Origin of the sequence: Zymomonas sp., assembly GCF_020216885.1 — a bacterium.
Lineage (GTDB): Bacteria > Pseudomonadota > Alphaproteobacteria > Sphingomonadales > Sphingomonadaceae > Zymomonas.
On sequence record NZ_JAIWON010000117.1, the window covers coordinates 1 to 14,116 of the forward strand.

Here is a 14,116-nt window from a genome sequence, read left to right on the forward strand (position 1 = left end):
GCTCGTCAGGCTCATAACCTGAAGGTCGCAGGTTCAAATCCTGCCCCCGCAACCAACACCGTTAGCCCTCAGCTAACGGCTTTTTTTTGCCTAATTGACGGTATCTCTTCCTGAATAGCCTCCCCAGATTTACCGTATCTCTCTTCCTATCCTAAGCTCAAATTATCTTTCTCCGCCTAGATAACCCGCCTCAAGGCTCCTCTCTTGTGATGACAAAAAACACATAGCATAGCGGCGCATCATGCGACTTGCTTGGCGTGTATCTCCGCCTTCATGCTTAAGTCGGCGATCCTCTCAATAAACACACTGATGATCTGATGGATGCGTCAGCTATCAGCACACCCTTATTCCCTCACTTCCGGCGCGCGAAGCCGCTCGTCTCGAGGTTAAGAATCTGTGCCAGTCGGCACGCTGACCGTCTTGTCAGGGACACTCTTCTTGAAATTCTCGTTGATCTTGGCCTGACGGATGACTGGCAACATAGAGTAGATAGCACAATCATTCGAGCTTATAGCTAAGTGGCTGGCGCAAAAGGGGGGCGTATAAGGAAGGCTTTACGAACAAAATCCACGCCCGTTCCGATGGTCAAGGACGCCCTCTAGCTTTCATACCAACCGGTGGTGAAGTCTCTGATTATTCTAGTGCCGACAGCTTGATAGATATTCCAGTCACAACGCCTTGCCGTTTTCTCAGCAAAAAAGGATATGATAGCGATAGGTTACGCGAAAAACGGCTTTTTCGAGGTATCCTTCCTATTATCCCGCCTCGCTCTAATCGAAAAGAGTACATCCCTTACGATCTAAAGCATTACAAAGATCGTAATCATATCGAACGGATGTTCAATACGTTGAAGCCGTTCAGACGTATTGCCACACGCTATGACAAAACCAGAAAATCTTTCCTCGCCTTCCTTCACATCACGGCTGTAAAATTATGGTTAGCTTTCTTTGTCAACAGAACCTAGCTTTTGAGTTGTATAAGTTTAAATCTATTTTCCTTGCAGTCATTCTGTTGGCAGCAAACGGTATCCTGCTTCACCGACGGCATGCCACAGTCGGAATAGAATTGTTTTTCTGATCATTTTCTATTTTTTATCCTTTTAAGAAGCACAAAGTTGTCGGATATGTTCTCGAAGCCAGCGATGTACCGGATCATATTCTGAACGGGGATGCCACATCATTGAGATGGTTACTTCTTCTGTCTTAATAGGTAATTCAAAGGTGAACATGCCTTTCCTTGCCTTAAGGGTTTGTTTTTCCAAAACACTAGCAACCAGTTGCGCGGATTGAGCCACGGCTAATGCGGCTGGAAAGCTAGTCACAACCGCTACCACTTGGCGATTGAGCCCAAGATTGTTTAAGGCTGTATCTATGGGGCCTCTTGAAAGACCTCGTCGAGAAACATTGACATGTCGCGCTTTGGCATACGCCTCGGCAGAAATAACTTTTTTCTCATTGAATGGATGATCTGCACTGACCGCACCAACAAAGCGATCTCGTTGGATTGTTTGTATGCGGATCTCTGGCCCAGATTCCCCGAGAACGCCAATATCGAGATCAATTTGCCCCTCGCGCAGTGCATTAGGATTTTTTTCTGCTTTTATAACGAAATTTAGATGGATGCTTGGCGCTTGGCAGGCGATCGCCTTTATCAATTCGCCGGCATACTGAAAGACAAATCCTTCATTCGCACGAATATTGAAAATACGGTCAATATGTTTGAGATCGGGTTCCTGCGAAGTGATGCGTAGGGCTTCTGCTTTTTCAAGGATACCACGAAGGCTTTCGTGTAATTCGATAGCCCTTGGCGTTGGAACAAGTGATCTGCCTGCACGGACAAGGATAGGATCATCAAAGGTTTCACGAATACGGCGAAGCGTTCTACTCATCGCTGAGTCACTGAGGCCAAGCCGTTCAGCTGCCCGATGAACGCTATTTTCGCTTAATAGCATATCAAGGGCGGTCAAAAGATTGAGATTATATGTCGGAATCATAGGATGGATTTACGATATAGGGCGTTTGATGCAACTATAACTTCTGATGGCGGCGCTTCTCAGCATGGCTCCCTTCTCATATGATTGAAGGCATAGCGTTCCCTGAAGATAACGGACGCTTTCCTTTCATAGAAGACAATCATAGATGAATCATCAGATTTTAAAGTCACCAGCTCCGCTATCGGCTGGCGCAATCATTTATTCTTTGCTGCCTTTCATTTTGATACTTTTTTTGGGGTATTTGACGATTGGGCTGCCGCTTGCTGTGCTGCCGCTTTATATGCATGATTATCTTGGCTTAAGCCCTGTGACGATAGGCTGGGTTATGGCGTCTCAATCGATGGCGACGCTATTGACGCGGCCATTATCGGGGGTGGTGACGGATGTCCGTGGATCTAAACCCGCTGTGTTTATGGGGCTATTGTTCTGTTCTTTGGCGGCTGTGACCTATGGTGGCTCAGTTTGGGTTAAAGAGATTCCCTCAATGGCGTTGATCTTATTATTTATCGGTCGCGCTATTCTTGGTTTTGGCGAAAGTCTCCTGATTACTGGTATTTTGGCTTGGTGTATGGCTATTGTTGGCGCGCGGCATACAGGGCAGGCTATGGTTTGGGTCGGCATTGCGATGTTCAGTGCCATCGGTAGCGGTGCCCCTATGGGGGTCGTCTTGTTGAAATGGGGTGGTTTCGAAAGGATGGTTGTTATCGCGGCTATTTTACCGTTATTGGCCTGTTTCTCAGTTAAATTTATGAAGCCCATTCCGCCAGTGAGAGACGTACGCCTGAGCTTTTTTGCCGTTGTTGGTGAAATTTGGTCTTATGGTTCTAGTCTTGCTTTAAGCACCATAGGGTTCGGGGCGATGTTTGCTTTTCTTGGTCTGGATTATGCTGCTCATCATTGGACTTCGGCCTCTTTTGGTCTTACGGCATTTGGTCTGTCATACGTTGCCGTAAGGTTGGTTTTTGGCGGATTACCTGATCGACTGGGTGGCTTACGCGTTGCCCGTGTGACTATTCCTCTTCAGATAATGGGGCTAATTCTTTTATGGCTTGCTTCATCCTCATGGGTGGCATTTATTGGATGTGCTGTCTTGGGAGGTGGTTACTCTTTGACCTTTCCTGCCTTGGGTGTTGAAGCCGTCCGCTCAATCCCTCCTCAAAACCGTGGAGCTGCCATGGGCGCTTATGTCGCTTTTGTTGATATCGGCTTGGGATTGGCTGGGCCCTCTGCTGGTCTTGTCGCTAGTAACTTTGGATATCCTTCAGTCTTTTTTATGGGTGCTTGCGCCTCTTTCTTGGCGATGATTTTTATTTTTGGTCTCTCTCAAAAACAACAAAATATAGAGGATGTTCAGCCATAACCGATTTTGGTGACGGCTATTTTGATATGATTAGGCTGGCGTGAAGCGTGTTCCAATCAAGACATAGTGTCACGCAGCCTGTCGGATCGCATTGACTGTCCGCTATAGGTTACAATCAGGAAATTTATTTTTTATAAATTTATTGATATTGATAATCATTTAAATTATTCTTTTAAAGATAGACTTTGGCTTCTTTGCGTCAATTTCGATCATTATGGGATAATATTTACTATGAGTATCAATATCATTTTTGGTTCTGACAGCGGATGCACGAAGAAAATAGCTTTGGATATGGCAAAGAGAATAGATGGCCGAGCTGTCAATATTCTGAAAGCCGAGCCGTCTGATTTTACTGATTGTTCTCTTTTGATATTGGGTTGTCCGACTTATGGGGATGGCGAATTACAAATTGACTGGGAGGATAATCTAGCCCTTTTGCAAGAAGCCAATCTTGAAAATAAAACGGTCGCTATATTTGGAACCGGCGATCAGGATATTTATCCGGATTCTTTCGTCGATGCGATTGGCATTCTGTATGATATTGTCATCGAGCGGGGCGCAAAGGTGATTGGTTTTACCGATACTGCCGGATATCAGTTTACAAGATCATCGGCTGTGCGGGATGACCATTTTGTCGGTTTAGCTTTGGATGAAGATAATCAGCCTTTTGAAACTGACGATCGTATTGCCGCTTGGTTGAAGCAAATCTTATGACAAGGCCGCCTGTTATATCCTATTTTAGCCAATATCTTTATGAATACCATAAAGGGGTTAGGCTGCTTTTTCTGCTGACGATGACGCCTCATGAAGCGATGGCAGTTCAAAAAAGACTAGAAAAAGAGTCTGTTGACCATTTTCTTCAGAAGGTCAGTCTGACCAAGGTTAATGTCTTTTTTGGACGGTCAGCCTGTATTGAGACAATCCGCCATATTGTCACCCGTCCACTGGTTGATTTAACGCCTGAGCAGGATTTTATCCTTGGCAGTTTGCTGGGTTATGACCGGATTCAGCAATGTGAGCGCTATCTAAAACAAGCAAAACAGATATCCGATAGGTTAGAATCTGTCCATTAAAGGCCATTTTTTAAGTGGTCTTCGTAAAATTGGTGATGATAAATATCATTATGGCCATTGGGAGAATAGACCTATCAGCAATAGCTTCCGATAAGATGAAATTTCGCTTGGTTTAAAAGCGGAAAACGAAATTCGACTGGTAATAGGTGCCACTTTTGGCACCCGCCTCATGAAGAGCATGGGAGGTTACAAATCGGGACACATATTGCGTCCATGAGAGATGCGTGTTGATCTGCCATGTCAACGCTGCTTGCGGGGCGGTGCCGATGAATTTTCCGTCAAAGTCGCGGGCAAAGCTGTATAGACCAGATGATTTATAAATCGGATCATGGGTATTTTCTCGCCAAAAAAGAGGCAGTTTGAGCTGGAGACTGACAGATTTTTGGGGTGTTAGTCGGACAAGCGGTGCCACGCTAATAAGGTTGGAGGGCGCAATATAGGTTGTTGTGTCGAGATAATTGGTTTGGGGATTAAAGGGCGATATATAGCCGCCGATATTACCTGATGTTTTTGAGGCGTTCCCGCCAGAGTAAACATCGCTTTGGATACCGGCAAAAAGCCGCAGCGGATTTTTAGGAAAGCGATAGCCGACAATCGAATTGATTGCATAGGCGCTGACATTGCGGCTGTGATCAGTTCCGGCATAGCGGAAAGAACCTCCTTGCCAGATAGCGCCTAAGGAAAATTCGATTGAACCGGCTGCTCCATGCCAGCGAATACCAAAATTGTTGCGGATATCGGTGCCTTGACTGCTTTTGTTATTCGGGGCAGAAATTGCTCCTAATTTACCTGTCAGCCGATAACCGATATAAAAGGCATCCAGAAAAGAATAGCCAAAAAAAAAAAAAAAGGAAAAATCCGGCGGCGCCCATGTGCTGTTGAAACCGTAAAGGCGGGTGTCATAATCTTGGTTATCGTGAAAAATCGCCTGTTTATCGGTATTGGTGCCGACAAAATACCAGCCATCCACCCTTATTCGTGACCATAGCGCATAGCTCCGAAAACCGTTCCACGATAAAGGCACATTGGGCGTTTCCCGATTGTAAAGCATATAGGAAGGCGCATCGAGGAATTGTTGCCGTCCGATAATGATACCGCTTTTGGCACCAAGAACAGTCCCTTTCACTTCTACAAAGGCTTGCTGCAAATCGAGCGTTTTTTTGTAGGTTGCGTTATAGCCATACACATTCCATCCGGCGGCATCCGCATTCACGATCTGGGCAAAAAATCGTAGATGTGAGCCGACATGCAAATCTGCCCCATAAAGATTACGGATACCAAAACGACCGGAATTGTTGATTTTTTGAGTGCCTAATTGGGGCTTTGTTTCGAACCAGTTTCTGAAACGGGTTTCGCCTGAAAAGCTGATCCATAAAGAGCCGTTTTTATTTAAAGGCACATATTTTAGAAAATCAAACGGGTCTTTTCTGTTTTTGGGATCTCGAAGATCACTCCAATCTTCTGCCCATGCAGCCACACCATAACGCCCAACGGGCCCAAATCCGGCGGCTTCACCATTTCCCCGATTGAAAACACCCCAATTATATTGATGGCCGATATGGCGGTTGACGGCTTGGGGAACGTAATAAGGCTGTCCGACGGGGTTTGCATGAGGAAAATTTTCAATCGGCGGCAGGCTAGGAAGCGGTGCTGACATATCCGTTTTTTTGTCAGCGATCGGCGTGGTACTTGCCAATGATTTGTCGATATCCTGTTTTTCTCCCTTAATAGCGGTAGTATCGGCCTGTGCCGCTTGGTTCAGGAAAAGAGGTAAGACAGGCAAGATCAACAACGGAAGAAGAACACGATAATGCGGGTGGAATCCCTTATCATTCCTAGCAATATCCGGTTGAAATTTAGACAAAAATTATTCCTCTGATTACCGAAAACATCCCGCTTTTGAGGGTAATTCAGAGAGTAAATTATAAAATTTCTGTAGGCCGTTATACAAAGTAATTATTAGCTTGGATAAAGATAAAGTATTATAGCTATGATCAGGAATAGAGCTATCATTTGGACTGTTTGTTGGTGATAGTAGTATTTTTATTCTTTTTTAAGAAATATTATTATTCATAAAATCTGGTCTTTTTTGCAGAGATAAGCCTGCTACAGGATAATAAGAATTAAGGCATTATTCTTTTATTCTAGCCGAGATCAAAAGGCCTTAAAGAAGCCGCATGAAAAGAAAATCCACCGAAAAAATAAAATATTTTCTGTCAGGCAGCGGCTTGTCTTTATTTCTTCACCTTAATTTTTCAGGATTGAAAATTCATCCAATATCCAATCTAGCTTTGTCTTTTCTCGAAAATCTTCTGAATAAAGATAATAGTTCTTCTATGATGTCTCCCAGATAAGGCTATCCTTGCGTATCGTTAAAAAGAGATCATCATTCTAAAAGATCTTAGGCGCTTTTTCGGATTAAGGGGGGCAGCCCGATTGACAGAATATCATTTTAAGACAGAATTTCGCTCTGATAATTTTTGAAATAAATTTATGCTTAAAATATATTGTTGTTTCTCATTTTAATGGTATTGTTAATATTATATTCTGTTTCGATTGGTGAAATAGTTATTTGATGCCCAAAAATCGAGCTATCGGGGAATAACATTGAAGCGTAAAATGTTTGGCCTGACAGCCATCATTGTTATCGTTGTGGCTCTCCTTTCTTGGAGTGCTTACCATGCTTCAACACCGACTATTTCGGGACGAAAGGTGACGGATAGCCGCGGCCATCAGATCGTTATCCCAGATCATCCCCAGCATTTTGCCGATTTGTGGTATCCAATAGACGAAGTTATGGTGATGTTGGGTGCCAGCGATAAAATCACCGTTACTGTTGGGAATAAGCCGCTTTTACCTTGGTTATTCCATATGGCTCCCGATCTTAAAAAAGCCACCGAGATTAAAGGCCTTGTCCCGAATATCGAAACCTTGAAAGCCGCCAATATAGATATTGCAATTACATCAAGTAACTCACCCGCAACTCCGATTGTCGAAAAATCCGGTATTCCCGTCATCGAGGCCGGTTTTACGGATACAGCCTCTTTTCAAAAGTCGATTTCTTTATTGGCAGAGGTTGTGAATACTGACGACGCTCGCAAAGCTGCCCAAGATTATACGAACCAGTTGCAACAGGTTGTCGCCTCTGTCCGGTCAAAAACCCATTCCTTAGCCGTCACCGAGCGTCCTCGCGTGTTACATATCCAGTCTTTATCACCGTTACAGGTGGATGGTGATAAAAGTATCATCAATGAATGGATTACGGTTGCAGGTGGCCGCAACGCCGCCGAGGCGATTACTGGCAATAAGAAGATCATTTCAGCCGAGCAATTAGCCCAGTGGAATCCTGATATTATCATTTTAGGGCGGTCATGTCGTGATCTCCCGAAAAAGGATGGCTCCCCGATTTCTTCAGTCTGGTATGATTTACGGGCAGTCAAAGAAGGAAGAGTCTATCGTAATCCGGCAGGTGCTTTTGCATGGGATCGTTATGGTCTGGAATATCCGCTGCAACTGCAATGGGCTGCCCAACTATTCCATCCGTCTCTTTTCCCGTCATTGGATATCCGCCAAGAAACAACGGATTTTTATAGACGCTATCTTCATTATGCCCCTAGCCGTGAAGAGGTGGAGGCCATTCTGGCGGCTTTACCGCCAAAGAACGCCTAGAAAGAGATGCGGTTTCGCCATAGCCCTTTTCTAAGCCTTTCCTGTCTTGGGCTGTGTTTCGCTTTGGCGGTATTTTCTCTTTTTATGGGTCGGTTTTCCTTTTCTCCTTCCGAATTATGGCAAAGCCTTTCCTATCTTGGGCAAACGGCCTCATCCAGCCGAATGGAAACAATCCATTCTATTTTTTGGCAATCCCGATTACCGCGTATTCTTGCCGCGCTTTGCGTCGGTGCTGCCCTTTCAACATCGGGGGCTGCCTATCAGGCTATTTTCAGAAACCCACTGGTTTCTCCCGGATTATTAGGTGTTTTGGCGGGTTCCGGTTTTGGGGCGGCTTTATCTATTATCGCCGGTTTTAATCCGATGTTGACCCAGATTTGTGCTTTCTTAGGCGGTATCTCTGCGGTTTTAATTTCGATTTTAGTCCAAAGAATATTAGGACAAAATTCGGTTTTAATCCTTATTTTCGGCGGCCTGATCAGTGCGGCTTTTTTTACGGCGCTCTTATCTATTCTGAAATATGTTGCCGATCCCGAAAGCCAGTTACCTGATATTGTCTTTTGGTTATTGGGTAGCCTGACACAAATCAGTTCAACCCAGCTTGCGATGGTTTCTCTTCCCGTGTCAGGCGGTATTTTGGGTTTATCCTTGGCTGGAAGGCTGCTGGATGCGTTATCTATGGGGGATGATGAGGCCTGCACCCTTGGGGTATCTGTCTATTATATCCGCTATTCTGTCATTGCGGTGGCGACAATGTTGGCGGCTTTAACCGTGTCGATGGCGGGTATGATTGGTTGGGTTGGGCTGGTTGTTCCGCATATTGCCCGCGTGATAGGAGGCACAAGTAATCAGAGAGTTATTCATCTAAGTGCGATTATCGGGGCGATTTTCTTGCTGTTATCGGATGATCTGGCGCGTTGTCTTTCCCCTGAAGAAATACCAGTCGGCATTATTACTGATCTGGTGGGATGCCTATTATTTTTATGGGTTCTGGCTTCCTCGCGTGAAATATCCCTATGACCCTGTTACAGGCCAGAAATCTTCGCTATCGGCGGCAAAAAACTGTTATTTTGGATGGTATTAGCCTTTCTTTTCACCAAGGCGAATTGACGGCTTTACTGGGTATCAATGGTGCTGGAAAATCGACTTTATTACGCTTGTTGTTAGGGTTGATGCCGCCGGATGAAGGCGACATTTTTCTTCAAAATAAACCGTTGAAAGCGATCAGCCGGAAAGCAATCGCGCGCTATATTGCCTATGTCCCACAGGAACATAAGGCTGTTTTCCCTTATACCGTGGAAGAAGTCGTTTCGCTTGGTAGGCTGCCTTATATTGCTTTCGGGCAAAATCTGTCTCTGGCTGATAAACAGGCCGTGAAGCAGGCTTTGGATTATCTCAATATCGCCTCTTTATCCGCACGCCCTTATACCGAGCTTTCTGGGGGGGAAAGGCAAAGCGTCCTTTTGGCGCGGGCTTTGGCGCAAGGTTCGCCAATTCTGGTTTTGGATGAGCCGGAAACCGGTCTTGATTTCGGGCAACAGCTTCGCTTGGCTGTTTTGCTCCAAAAACTGGCCGATGAAGGCTATTGTATAGTGGCAACGACACATGACCCTTTGCGAGCGCGCCAGATATTTTCGCGGGCTGTCTTGTTACAGCGGGGGCGGATTATTGCAGATGGTGCGCCACGATCGGTTTTAACCCGATCAGCGATAGAAGCCCTCTATAATATTGATGAAAATATCGCTTTATCATGGGAATCCGTTGAATAAAAAATGCCTTATCAGGGCTTTTTTATTTTCCTTGGCGATCGGGAATAGCGCTCAATCTAAAAATCTTGCTGTCCAATAGCCGATGCCCGCTATAAACGGATAACGAAAACCCAAAAATGAGGAGATTTTATTATGGCGAAGAAGCCGAAAAAGCAGAAATGGGATTGGGAAGAAGATAACGACACGGTCGTTTCCGAAGAAGATAGCGATCAGCCGACCGTTAAAGACAGCAATGGCACCCCGCTTGCGAATGGCGACAGTGTTCTGTTGATTAAAGATTTAAAAGTCAAAGGAGCAGGGCAAACGTTGAAACGTGGAACGGTTATCAAAAATATCCGTCTGACCTCTGATCCTGAAGAAATCGATTGCCGCACATCGGATATTAAGGGTTTGGTGCTTAGAACCGAATTCGTTCGCAAGCGTTAGTCTTTCCAGTCAGGCTAGGCCTGTTCTCGTAAGATGATGAAGAATAGCCGCGAATTGTTTTCGGAAGTATTTTTGAAAATAATTTGGCGGTTATCTTCCTTTGAAATGTGACCAAAAACAATAAAGAGGATGTCTCAATGGTCGAAAAAAAAGAAATCATCAAGGTCGGTCTGATTGGCTATGGTTATGTTGGAAAAACCTTTCATGCGCCCTTTATTGATGCAGTCGAGGGGCTAGAGCTTTCTGCGATTGTTTCCAGCCATCCCGAAACGGTCAGAGAAGACTGGCCGGATATGGCAGTTTATCCCGATATTGATATTATGTTGAGCAATAGCAACGTTGATCTGGTTGTTATTGCAACACCGAATGATACCCATAAGCCCTTGGCTGAAAAGGCTTTGTTGGCAGGTCGGCATGTGGTGGTCGATAAACCCTTTACCCTGACAACAGAAGATGCCCGTTCTTTGGCGGCGTTAGCTGAAAAAGAAAAGAAATTATTATCAGTTTTCCAAAATCGTCGTTGGGACAGTGATTTTTTAGGTGTCAAACAAGCGCTTGAAAAAGGCTTGTTGGGTAATATTGCTCAATTTGAATCCCATTTAGACAGATTTCGCCCCGCTGTTCGCCAAAGATGGAGAGAAGAAGCTGTACCGGGCGGCGGCCTTTGGTATGATCTGGCACCGCATATGGTTGATCAGGCTTTGGATATTTTCGGATTGCCGGATAATGTTCAGGCCAGCTTTGCTGCCCAGCGTTCCGGTGCAAAAACGACAGATTGGGTGCATGTCATTCTGTCTTATGGTGAAAAACGGGTCATTTTACAGGGAAGCATGTTGGTAGCCGGTGGAACAGCCCGTTTTACCCTACATGGCGAAAAAGGCAGCTTGATAAAGCGTTATCCCGATCCGCAGGAAACGCAGCTTCGTTCTGGCATGAAGCCCTTGGATAAAGATTGGGGCAAGGATGCTGACCCGCTTTTGTTCTGGGATGCTGACGGAAAATCGTCTTCCTATCCGACGCCTTCAGGTGACCAAACACAATATTACCGCGAAATTTATGCAGCCCTGACGGGTGCGGCTTCTAATCCAGTAACGCCAATACAGGCTATTGCCGTTATGGCTGTGATCGAAGCCGCCATTTTGTCGAACCAGTCGGGTGAAAGAATTGCCCCTGATTTGACCAATGCTGAAAAACAGGCTTTTGATAAAAAATAGATTTTATTCTGGGGGAGAGGAAAGGGAGAATCATCTGACCTCTCTCCGATCATAAAATCAGGGGTGATTTTATCATTTTACTATTCTGTTTTTTCTTTTTTCGGTAATAAAAAGAGACCCTAAATGTAAAATTGAATAAAAAATAAACCCTTGTTTTTTATAATAAAAAACAATTTTTTTGATATTTTTAATTATTAAATTTCATTTTTAACTTGAAAAATCTTGCAATTTTTCTCAATCGTTGTCTTAATGGATAGCCGAAATAACGCTTGGCGCTTGTTGCAGTACGCCATTCAGGCTATAATTTCCCCAATAGTAAATATGGATATTGGATTATGAATGCAGCTGATAATTTAACTGTTTCGGCACCACTCTTTCGGCAAGTGACCCGCCGCCGTGCGATTGCTTTATCAGCTGTAGCGGCTGGCGTTGCAGCCGCACCTTTTCTGTTCAAGCTTGGGATGGGGGGCGATCTCCGCGAAATTGTCTGGCATGGAACGACTTTAGGCGCGCCTTCGACCATCAAGCTTTATCATAAAGATGAAGCGGTTGCCCAAAAGGCGATTGATGCGGCGCGTAAGGAGCTGGATCGGCTGGAATCCATTTTTAGTATTTATCGGGCAGATTCAGTCCTTAGCCGATTAAATACTACGGGGCGTATTGATAAGGCACCCGTTGAATTTATGGATTTGCTGGGTACGGCTTTGAATATTGCCAAATTGACGGATGGCATTTTTGATCCAACGATCCAGCCTTTGTGGTCTTTGTATTTCAATCATTTTATGCAGGAAAAGCCTGACCCTGCTGGCCCTGCGAAATCGGCTATTCAACAGGCCATGACCAAAATTGGTTGGCAACAGATCAATATCAATGCGGCTAATCGAAGCGTGGCCTTTGCGCGTCCTGATATGGCGCTGACCCTAAACAGTATCGGGCAGGGCTATATTACTGATCGGGTATCAGATGTTCTGCGGCAACATGGTTTTGATTCCATGTTGGTCGATATGGGCGAGCCGCGTGCTTTAAAATCCCGTCCAGATGGCAAAGCGTGGCATATCGGTATTGCCAATCCGGCCGATCCGTCACAGGCGATTGCCGAAGTCAATGTCCGTGACAAATGCGTAGCGACTTCTGGTGGATATGGCACCTTATTCGATGACAATGGTAAATTCACCCATATCATCAACCCAAAAACCGGTTTGACGGCACCGGCTTTGATGGGGGTTTCTGTCATTGCGCCAAACGCCACGATTGGTGATAGCTTGTCTACTGCGATGTTGTTAGTTCCAACCGAACAACGGCGGCCTTTATTGGTGGCAGGCGGTGGCGACAAAGCCATCTTTGTCACGCCGAATGGCGTCAGTCAGATTATTGAGGCGTAAAAAGATGAGCGACGATTTTTCAAAACTTTCTCCCGTTTTATCGGATGATTTTACCGGAAATACCGCTAATAATCTTGAAAGTTGTGCAAAAGTCGTCGCTGTTGACGGGGATATTGTCTGGCTGGAACCGGATATTGCCAGCGGTTGCGCAGGTTGTAGCCATTCAGCCGGATGCCTTTCTGCTTTGACGAAAAAAACACCCGCTGAAAGTCGTCGCTTCTCGCTTCCGAATGATCATGATTTTGTTTTAGGTGAGCAGGTGATCGTTGCGACCTCTGCTCATTTATTGGTTAAAACGGCTTTGTTCTCTTATGGTATGCCTTTGCTGACATTGTTGGTTTTTGCCATTTTTGCTAAATATAGCTTGGGCTTTGGGGATGGCTTGGCGGCTTTGGCCAGTTTGTTGGGCTTGGCGGTTGGCTTTGTCTGTGTTTGGCTGGGTAACCGCTATTTCACCCAAAGAAGCGGAAACAGCCTTCAATTCGTCCGGCGAGTGGCGGGCTAGCTTCTCTATTCAGAAGAGGCTATTTGTTTTAAAATAATTCAATTTTATATTGTTATTACTGAGAAACCGCAGATACCTTCTAAAGCGCTAGTTTTAATAAGGATATCGGGTTATGAAAACCGCTCTTCTCGTCATTGATATGCAAATGCTGATGCAGGAAAATATTGATAAAGGGCGCGATTATACAAGTGACAGAATAAAAACCCATATTCCGGCCTTATTATCAGCCTTTCGGGCAGCGGATAAGCCTGTCTTCCATATACGGCATCAGCAAGACGAAAAAATGTCGGCAATTTATCCCCTTAAAGAAAGCTATCAAGCCATGCCTTGCGCTGAAGCGGTCAAAGGCGAAACTGTTTTATATAAAACAACTTCTTCAGCTTTCGCTTCGACTGATTTGGCCGATCGTCTTCGCAAGGCAGGCATCTCGCGTCTGGTTATTGCCGGAGCTGTCGCGGCTTTTTGTGTCAATTCGACCGTTCGTGCCGGAAAAGATCTCGGCTTTGAGATGGTTGTGGTCAAAGATGCGCTATTAAGTTTCGACCTTCCTGCTTATAATCTGTCGGCTCAACACATATTGGATATGACTACAGTGATTTTGGGCGCTGCTTTTGCTACTGTCATTGATACAAAAAGCGCTCTTGCAAGCTATATTTGATATCTAGGATTTGAAGATACCGAGCGCTGGCTGGCTCGCCTCCTATTGGCATGAGGGCAGGGGTATT

Annotated in this window: 14 protein-coding genes; 12 read left to right on the plus strand and 2 right to left on the minus strand. The window is 45.1% G+C overall.

Annotated elements, in window-relative coordinates:
• Positions 1-565 precede the first annotated feature (565 nt).
• Positions 566-964 (plus strand): IS5 family transposase, encoded by a 399-nt coding sequence (locus tag LDL18_RS06640; RefSeq protein WP_296508034.1) that lies wholly within the window; start codon positions 566-568, stop codon positions 962-964.
• 135 nt (positions 965-1,099) lie between these two features.
• Here the strand turns inward: LDL18_RS06640 and LDL18_RS06645 are convergent, their stop codons facing one another.
• Entirely contained in the window at positions 1,100-1,993 is an 894-nt protein-coding gene (locus tag LDL18_RS06645) for a LysR family transcriptional regulator (RefSeq protein ID WP_296508007.1), read from the minus strand.
• Positions 1,994-2,138: 145 nt separating this feature from the next.
• Here LDL18_RS06645 and LDL18_RS06650 point away from each other — a divergent pair, with 145 nt between their 5' ends.
• The 3 genes from LDL18_RS06650 to LDL18_RS06660 all read left to right on the plus strand — a co-directional run bounded on the left by LDL18_RS06650 (position 2,139) and on the right by LDL18_RS06660 (position 4,426).
• Positions 2,139-3,353 carry an MFS transporter gene (locus LDL18_RS06650; RefSeq protein ID WP_296508009.1) on the plus strand — a complete coding sequence of 405 codons (1,215 nt, stop codon included), beginning with the start codon at positions 2,139-2,141 and terminating at the stop codon, positions 3,351-3,353.
• A 231-nt stretch (positions 3,354-3,584) separates the two neighbouring features.
• Complete coding sequence (gene fldA / locus LDL18_RS06655; protein WP_296508011.1) at positions 3,585-4,067, plus strand: flavodoxin FldA; 483 nt, start codon at positions 3,585-3,587, stop codon at positions 4,065-4,067.
• Positions 4,064-4,426 carry a DUF2023 family protein gene (locus LDL18_RS06660; RefSeq protein WP_296508013.1) on the plus strand — a complete coding sequence of 121 codons (363 nt, stop codon included), beginning with the start codon at positions 4,064-4,066 and terminating at the stop codon, positions 4,424-4,426. The genes fldA and LDL18_RS06660 overlap by 4 nt, the downstream gene beginning before the upstream one ends.
• Positions 4,427-4,538: 112 nt before the next feature.
• On the opposite strand, the gene LDL18_RS06665 is transcribed toward LDL18_RS06660, so the two are convergent.
• Positions 4,539-6,290 carry an alginate export family protein gene (locus LDL18_RS06665; RefSeq protein ID WP_296508014.1) on the minus strand — a complete coding sequence of 584 codons (1,752 nt, stop codon included), beginning with the start codon at positions 6,288-6,290 and terminating at the stop codon, positions 4,539-4,541.
• Between the two features lie 743 nt (positions 6,291-7,033).
• Here LDL18_RS06665 and LDL18_RS06670 point away from each other — a divergent pair.
• The 8 genes from LDL18_RS06670 (at position 7,034) to LDL18_RS06705 (ending at position 14,049) form a co-directional block, all read left to right on the plus strand.
• Complete coding sequence (locus LDL18_RS06670; protein WP_296508017.1) at positions 7,034-8,095, plus strand: ABC transporter substrate-binding protein; 1,062 nt, start codon at positions 7,034-7,036, stop codon at positions 8,093-8,095.
• A gap of 6 nt (positions 8,096-8,101) precedes the next feature.
• The gene (locus tag LDL18_RS06675; protein ID WP_296508019.1) at positions 8,102-9,115 is read left to right on the plus strand and encodes an iron ABC transporter permease; all 1,014 of its coding nucleotides are present in this window, start codon (positions 8,102-8,104) and stop codon (positions 9,113-9,115) included.
• Positions 9,112-9,864 (plus strand): ABC transporter ATP-binding protein, encoded by a 753-nt coding sequence (locus LDL18_RS06680; protein WP_296508021.1) that lies wholly within the window; start codon positions 9,112-9,114, stop codon positions 9,862-9,864. Before LDL18_RS06675 ends, LDL18_RS06680 begins: the two co-directional genes overlap by 4 nt.
• 132 nt (positions 9,865-9,996) lie before the next feature.
• Positions 9,997-10,290, plus strand: a complete 294-nt coding sequence (locus LDL18_RS06685) for an alkylphosphonate utilization protein (RefSeq protein ID WP_296508023.1) — start codon at positions 9,997-9,999, stop codon at positions 10,288-10,290.
• Positions 10,291-10,427: 137 nt separating this feature from the next.
• Positions 10,428-11,504, plus strand: a complete 1,077-nt coding sequence (locus tag LDL18_RS06690; RefSeq protein WP_296508025.1) for an oxidoreductase — start codon at positions 10,428-10,430, stop codon at positions 11,502-11,504.
• 335 nt (positions 11,505-11,839) lie between these two features.
• Positions 11,840-12,886 (plus strand): FAD:protein FMN transferase, encoded by a 1,047-nt coding sequence (locus LDL18_RS06695; RefSeq protein WP_296508027.1) that lies wholly within the window; start codon positions 11,840-11,842, stop codon positions 12,884-12,886.
• Positions 12,887-12,890: 4 nt separating this feature from the next.
• The gene (locus tag LDL18_RS06700; RefSeq protein WP_296508030.1) at positions 12,891-13,391 is read left to right on the plus strand and encodes a SoxR reducing system RseC family protein; all 501 of its coding nucleotides are present in this window, start codon (positions 12,891-12,893) and stop codon (positions 13,389-13,391) included.
• Positions 13,392-13,503: 112 nt separating this feature from the next.
• A complete protein-coding gene (locus LDL18_RS06705; RefSeq protein ID WP_296508032.1) occupies positions 13,504-14,049 on the plus strand; it encodes a cysteine hydrolase family protein in 546 nt (181 codons plus the stop codon).
• Positions 14,050-14,116: the final 67 nt, after the last annotated feature.

Excerpts from the sequence above, each read along its gene's own strand:
- LDL18_RS06645 (WP_296508007.1), bottom strand. The coding sequence starts at position 1,993 with ATGATTCCGACATATAATCTCAATCTTTTGACCGCCCTTGATATGCTA.
- LDL18_RS06695 (WP_296508027.1), top strand. The coding sequence starts at position 11,840 with ATGAATGCAGCTGATAATTTAACTGTTTCGGCACCACTCTTTCGGCAA.
- LDL18_RS06650 (WP_296508009.1), top strand. The coding sequence starts at position 2,139 with ATGAATCATCAGATTTTAAAGTCACCAGCTCCGCTATCGGCTGGCGCA.
- LDL18_RS06700 (WP_296508030.1), top strand. The coding sequence starts at position 12,891 with ATGAGCGACGATTTTTCAAAACTTTCTCCCGTTTTATCGGATGATTTT.
- LDL18_RS06705 (WP_296508032.1), top strand. The coding sequence starts at position 13,504 with ATGAAAACCGCTCTTCTCGTCATTGATATGCAAATGCTGATGCAGGAA.
- LDL18_RS06675 (WP_296508019.1), top strand. The coding sequence starts at position 8,102 with ATGCGGTTTCGCCATAGCCCTTTTCTAAGCCTTTCCTGTCTTGGGCTG.
- LDL18_RS06680 (WP_296508021.1), top strand. The coding sequence starts at position 9,112 with ATGACCCTGTTACAGGCCAGAAATCTTCGCTATCGGCGGCAAAAAACT.
- LDL18_RS06685 (WP_296508023.1), top strand. The coding sequence starts at position 9,997 with ATGGCGAAGAAGCCGAAAAAGCAGAAATGGGATTGGGAAGAAGATAAC.
- LDL18_RS06660 (WP_296508013.1), top strand. The coding sequence starts at position 4,064 with ATGACAAGGCCGCCTGTTATATCCTATTTTAGCCAATATCTTTATGAA.
- fldA (WP_296508011.1), top strand. The coding sequence starts at position 3,585 with ATGAGTATCAATATCATTTTTGGTTCTGACAGCGGATGCACGAAGAAA.
- LDL18_RS06690 (WP_296508025.1), top strand. The coding sequence starts at position 10,428 with ATGGTCGAAAAAAAAGAAATCATCAAGGTCGGTCTGATTGGCTATGGT.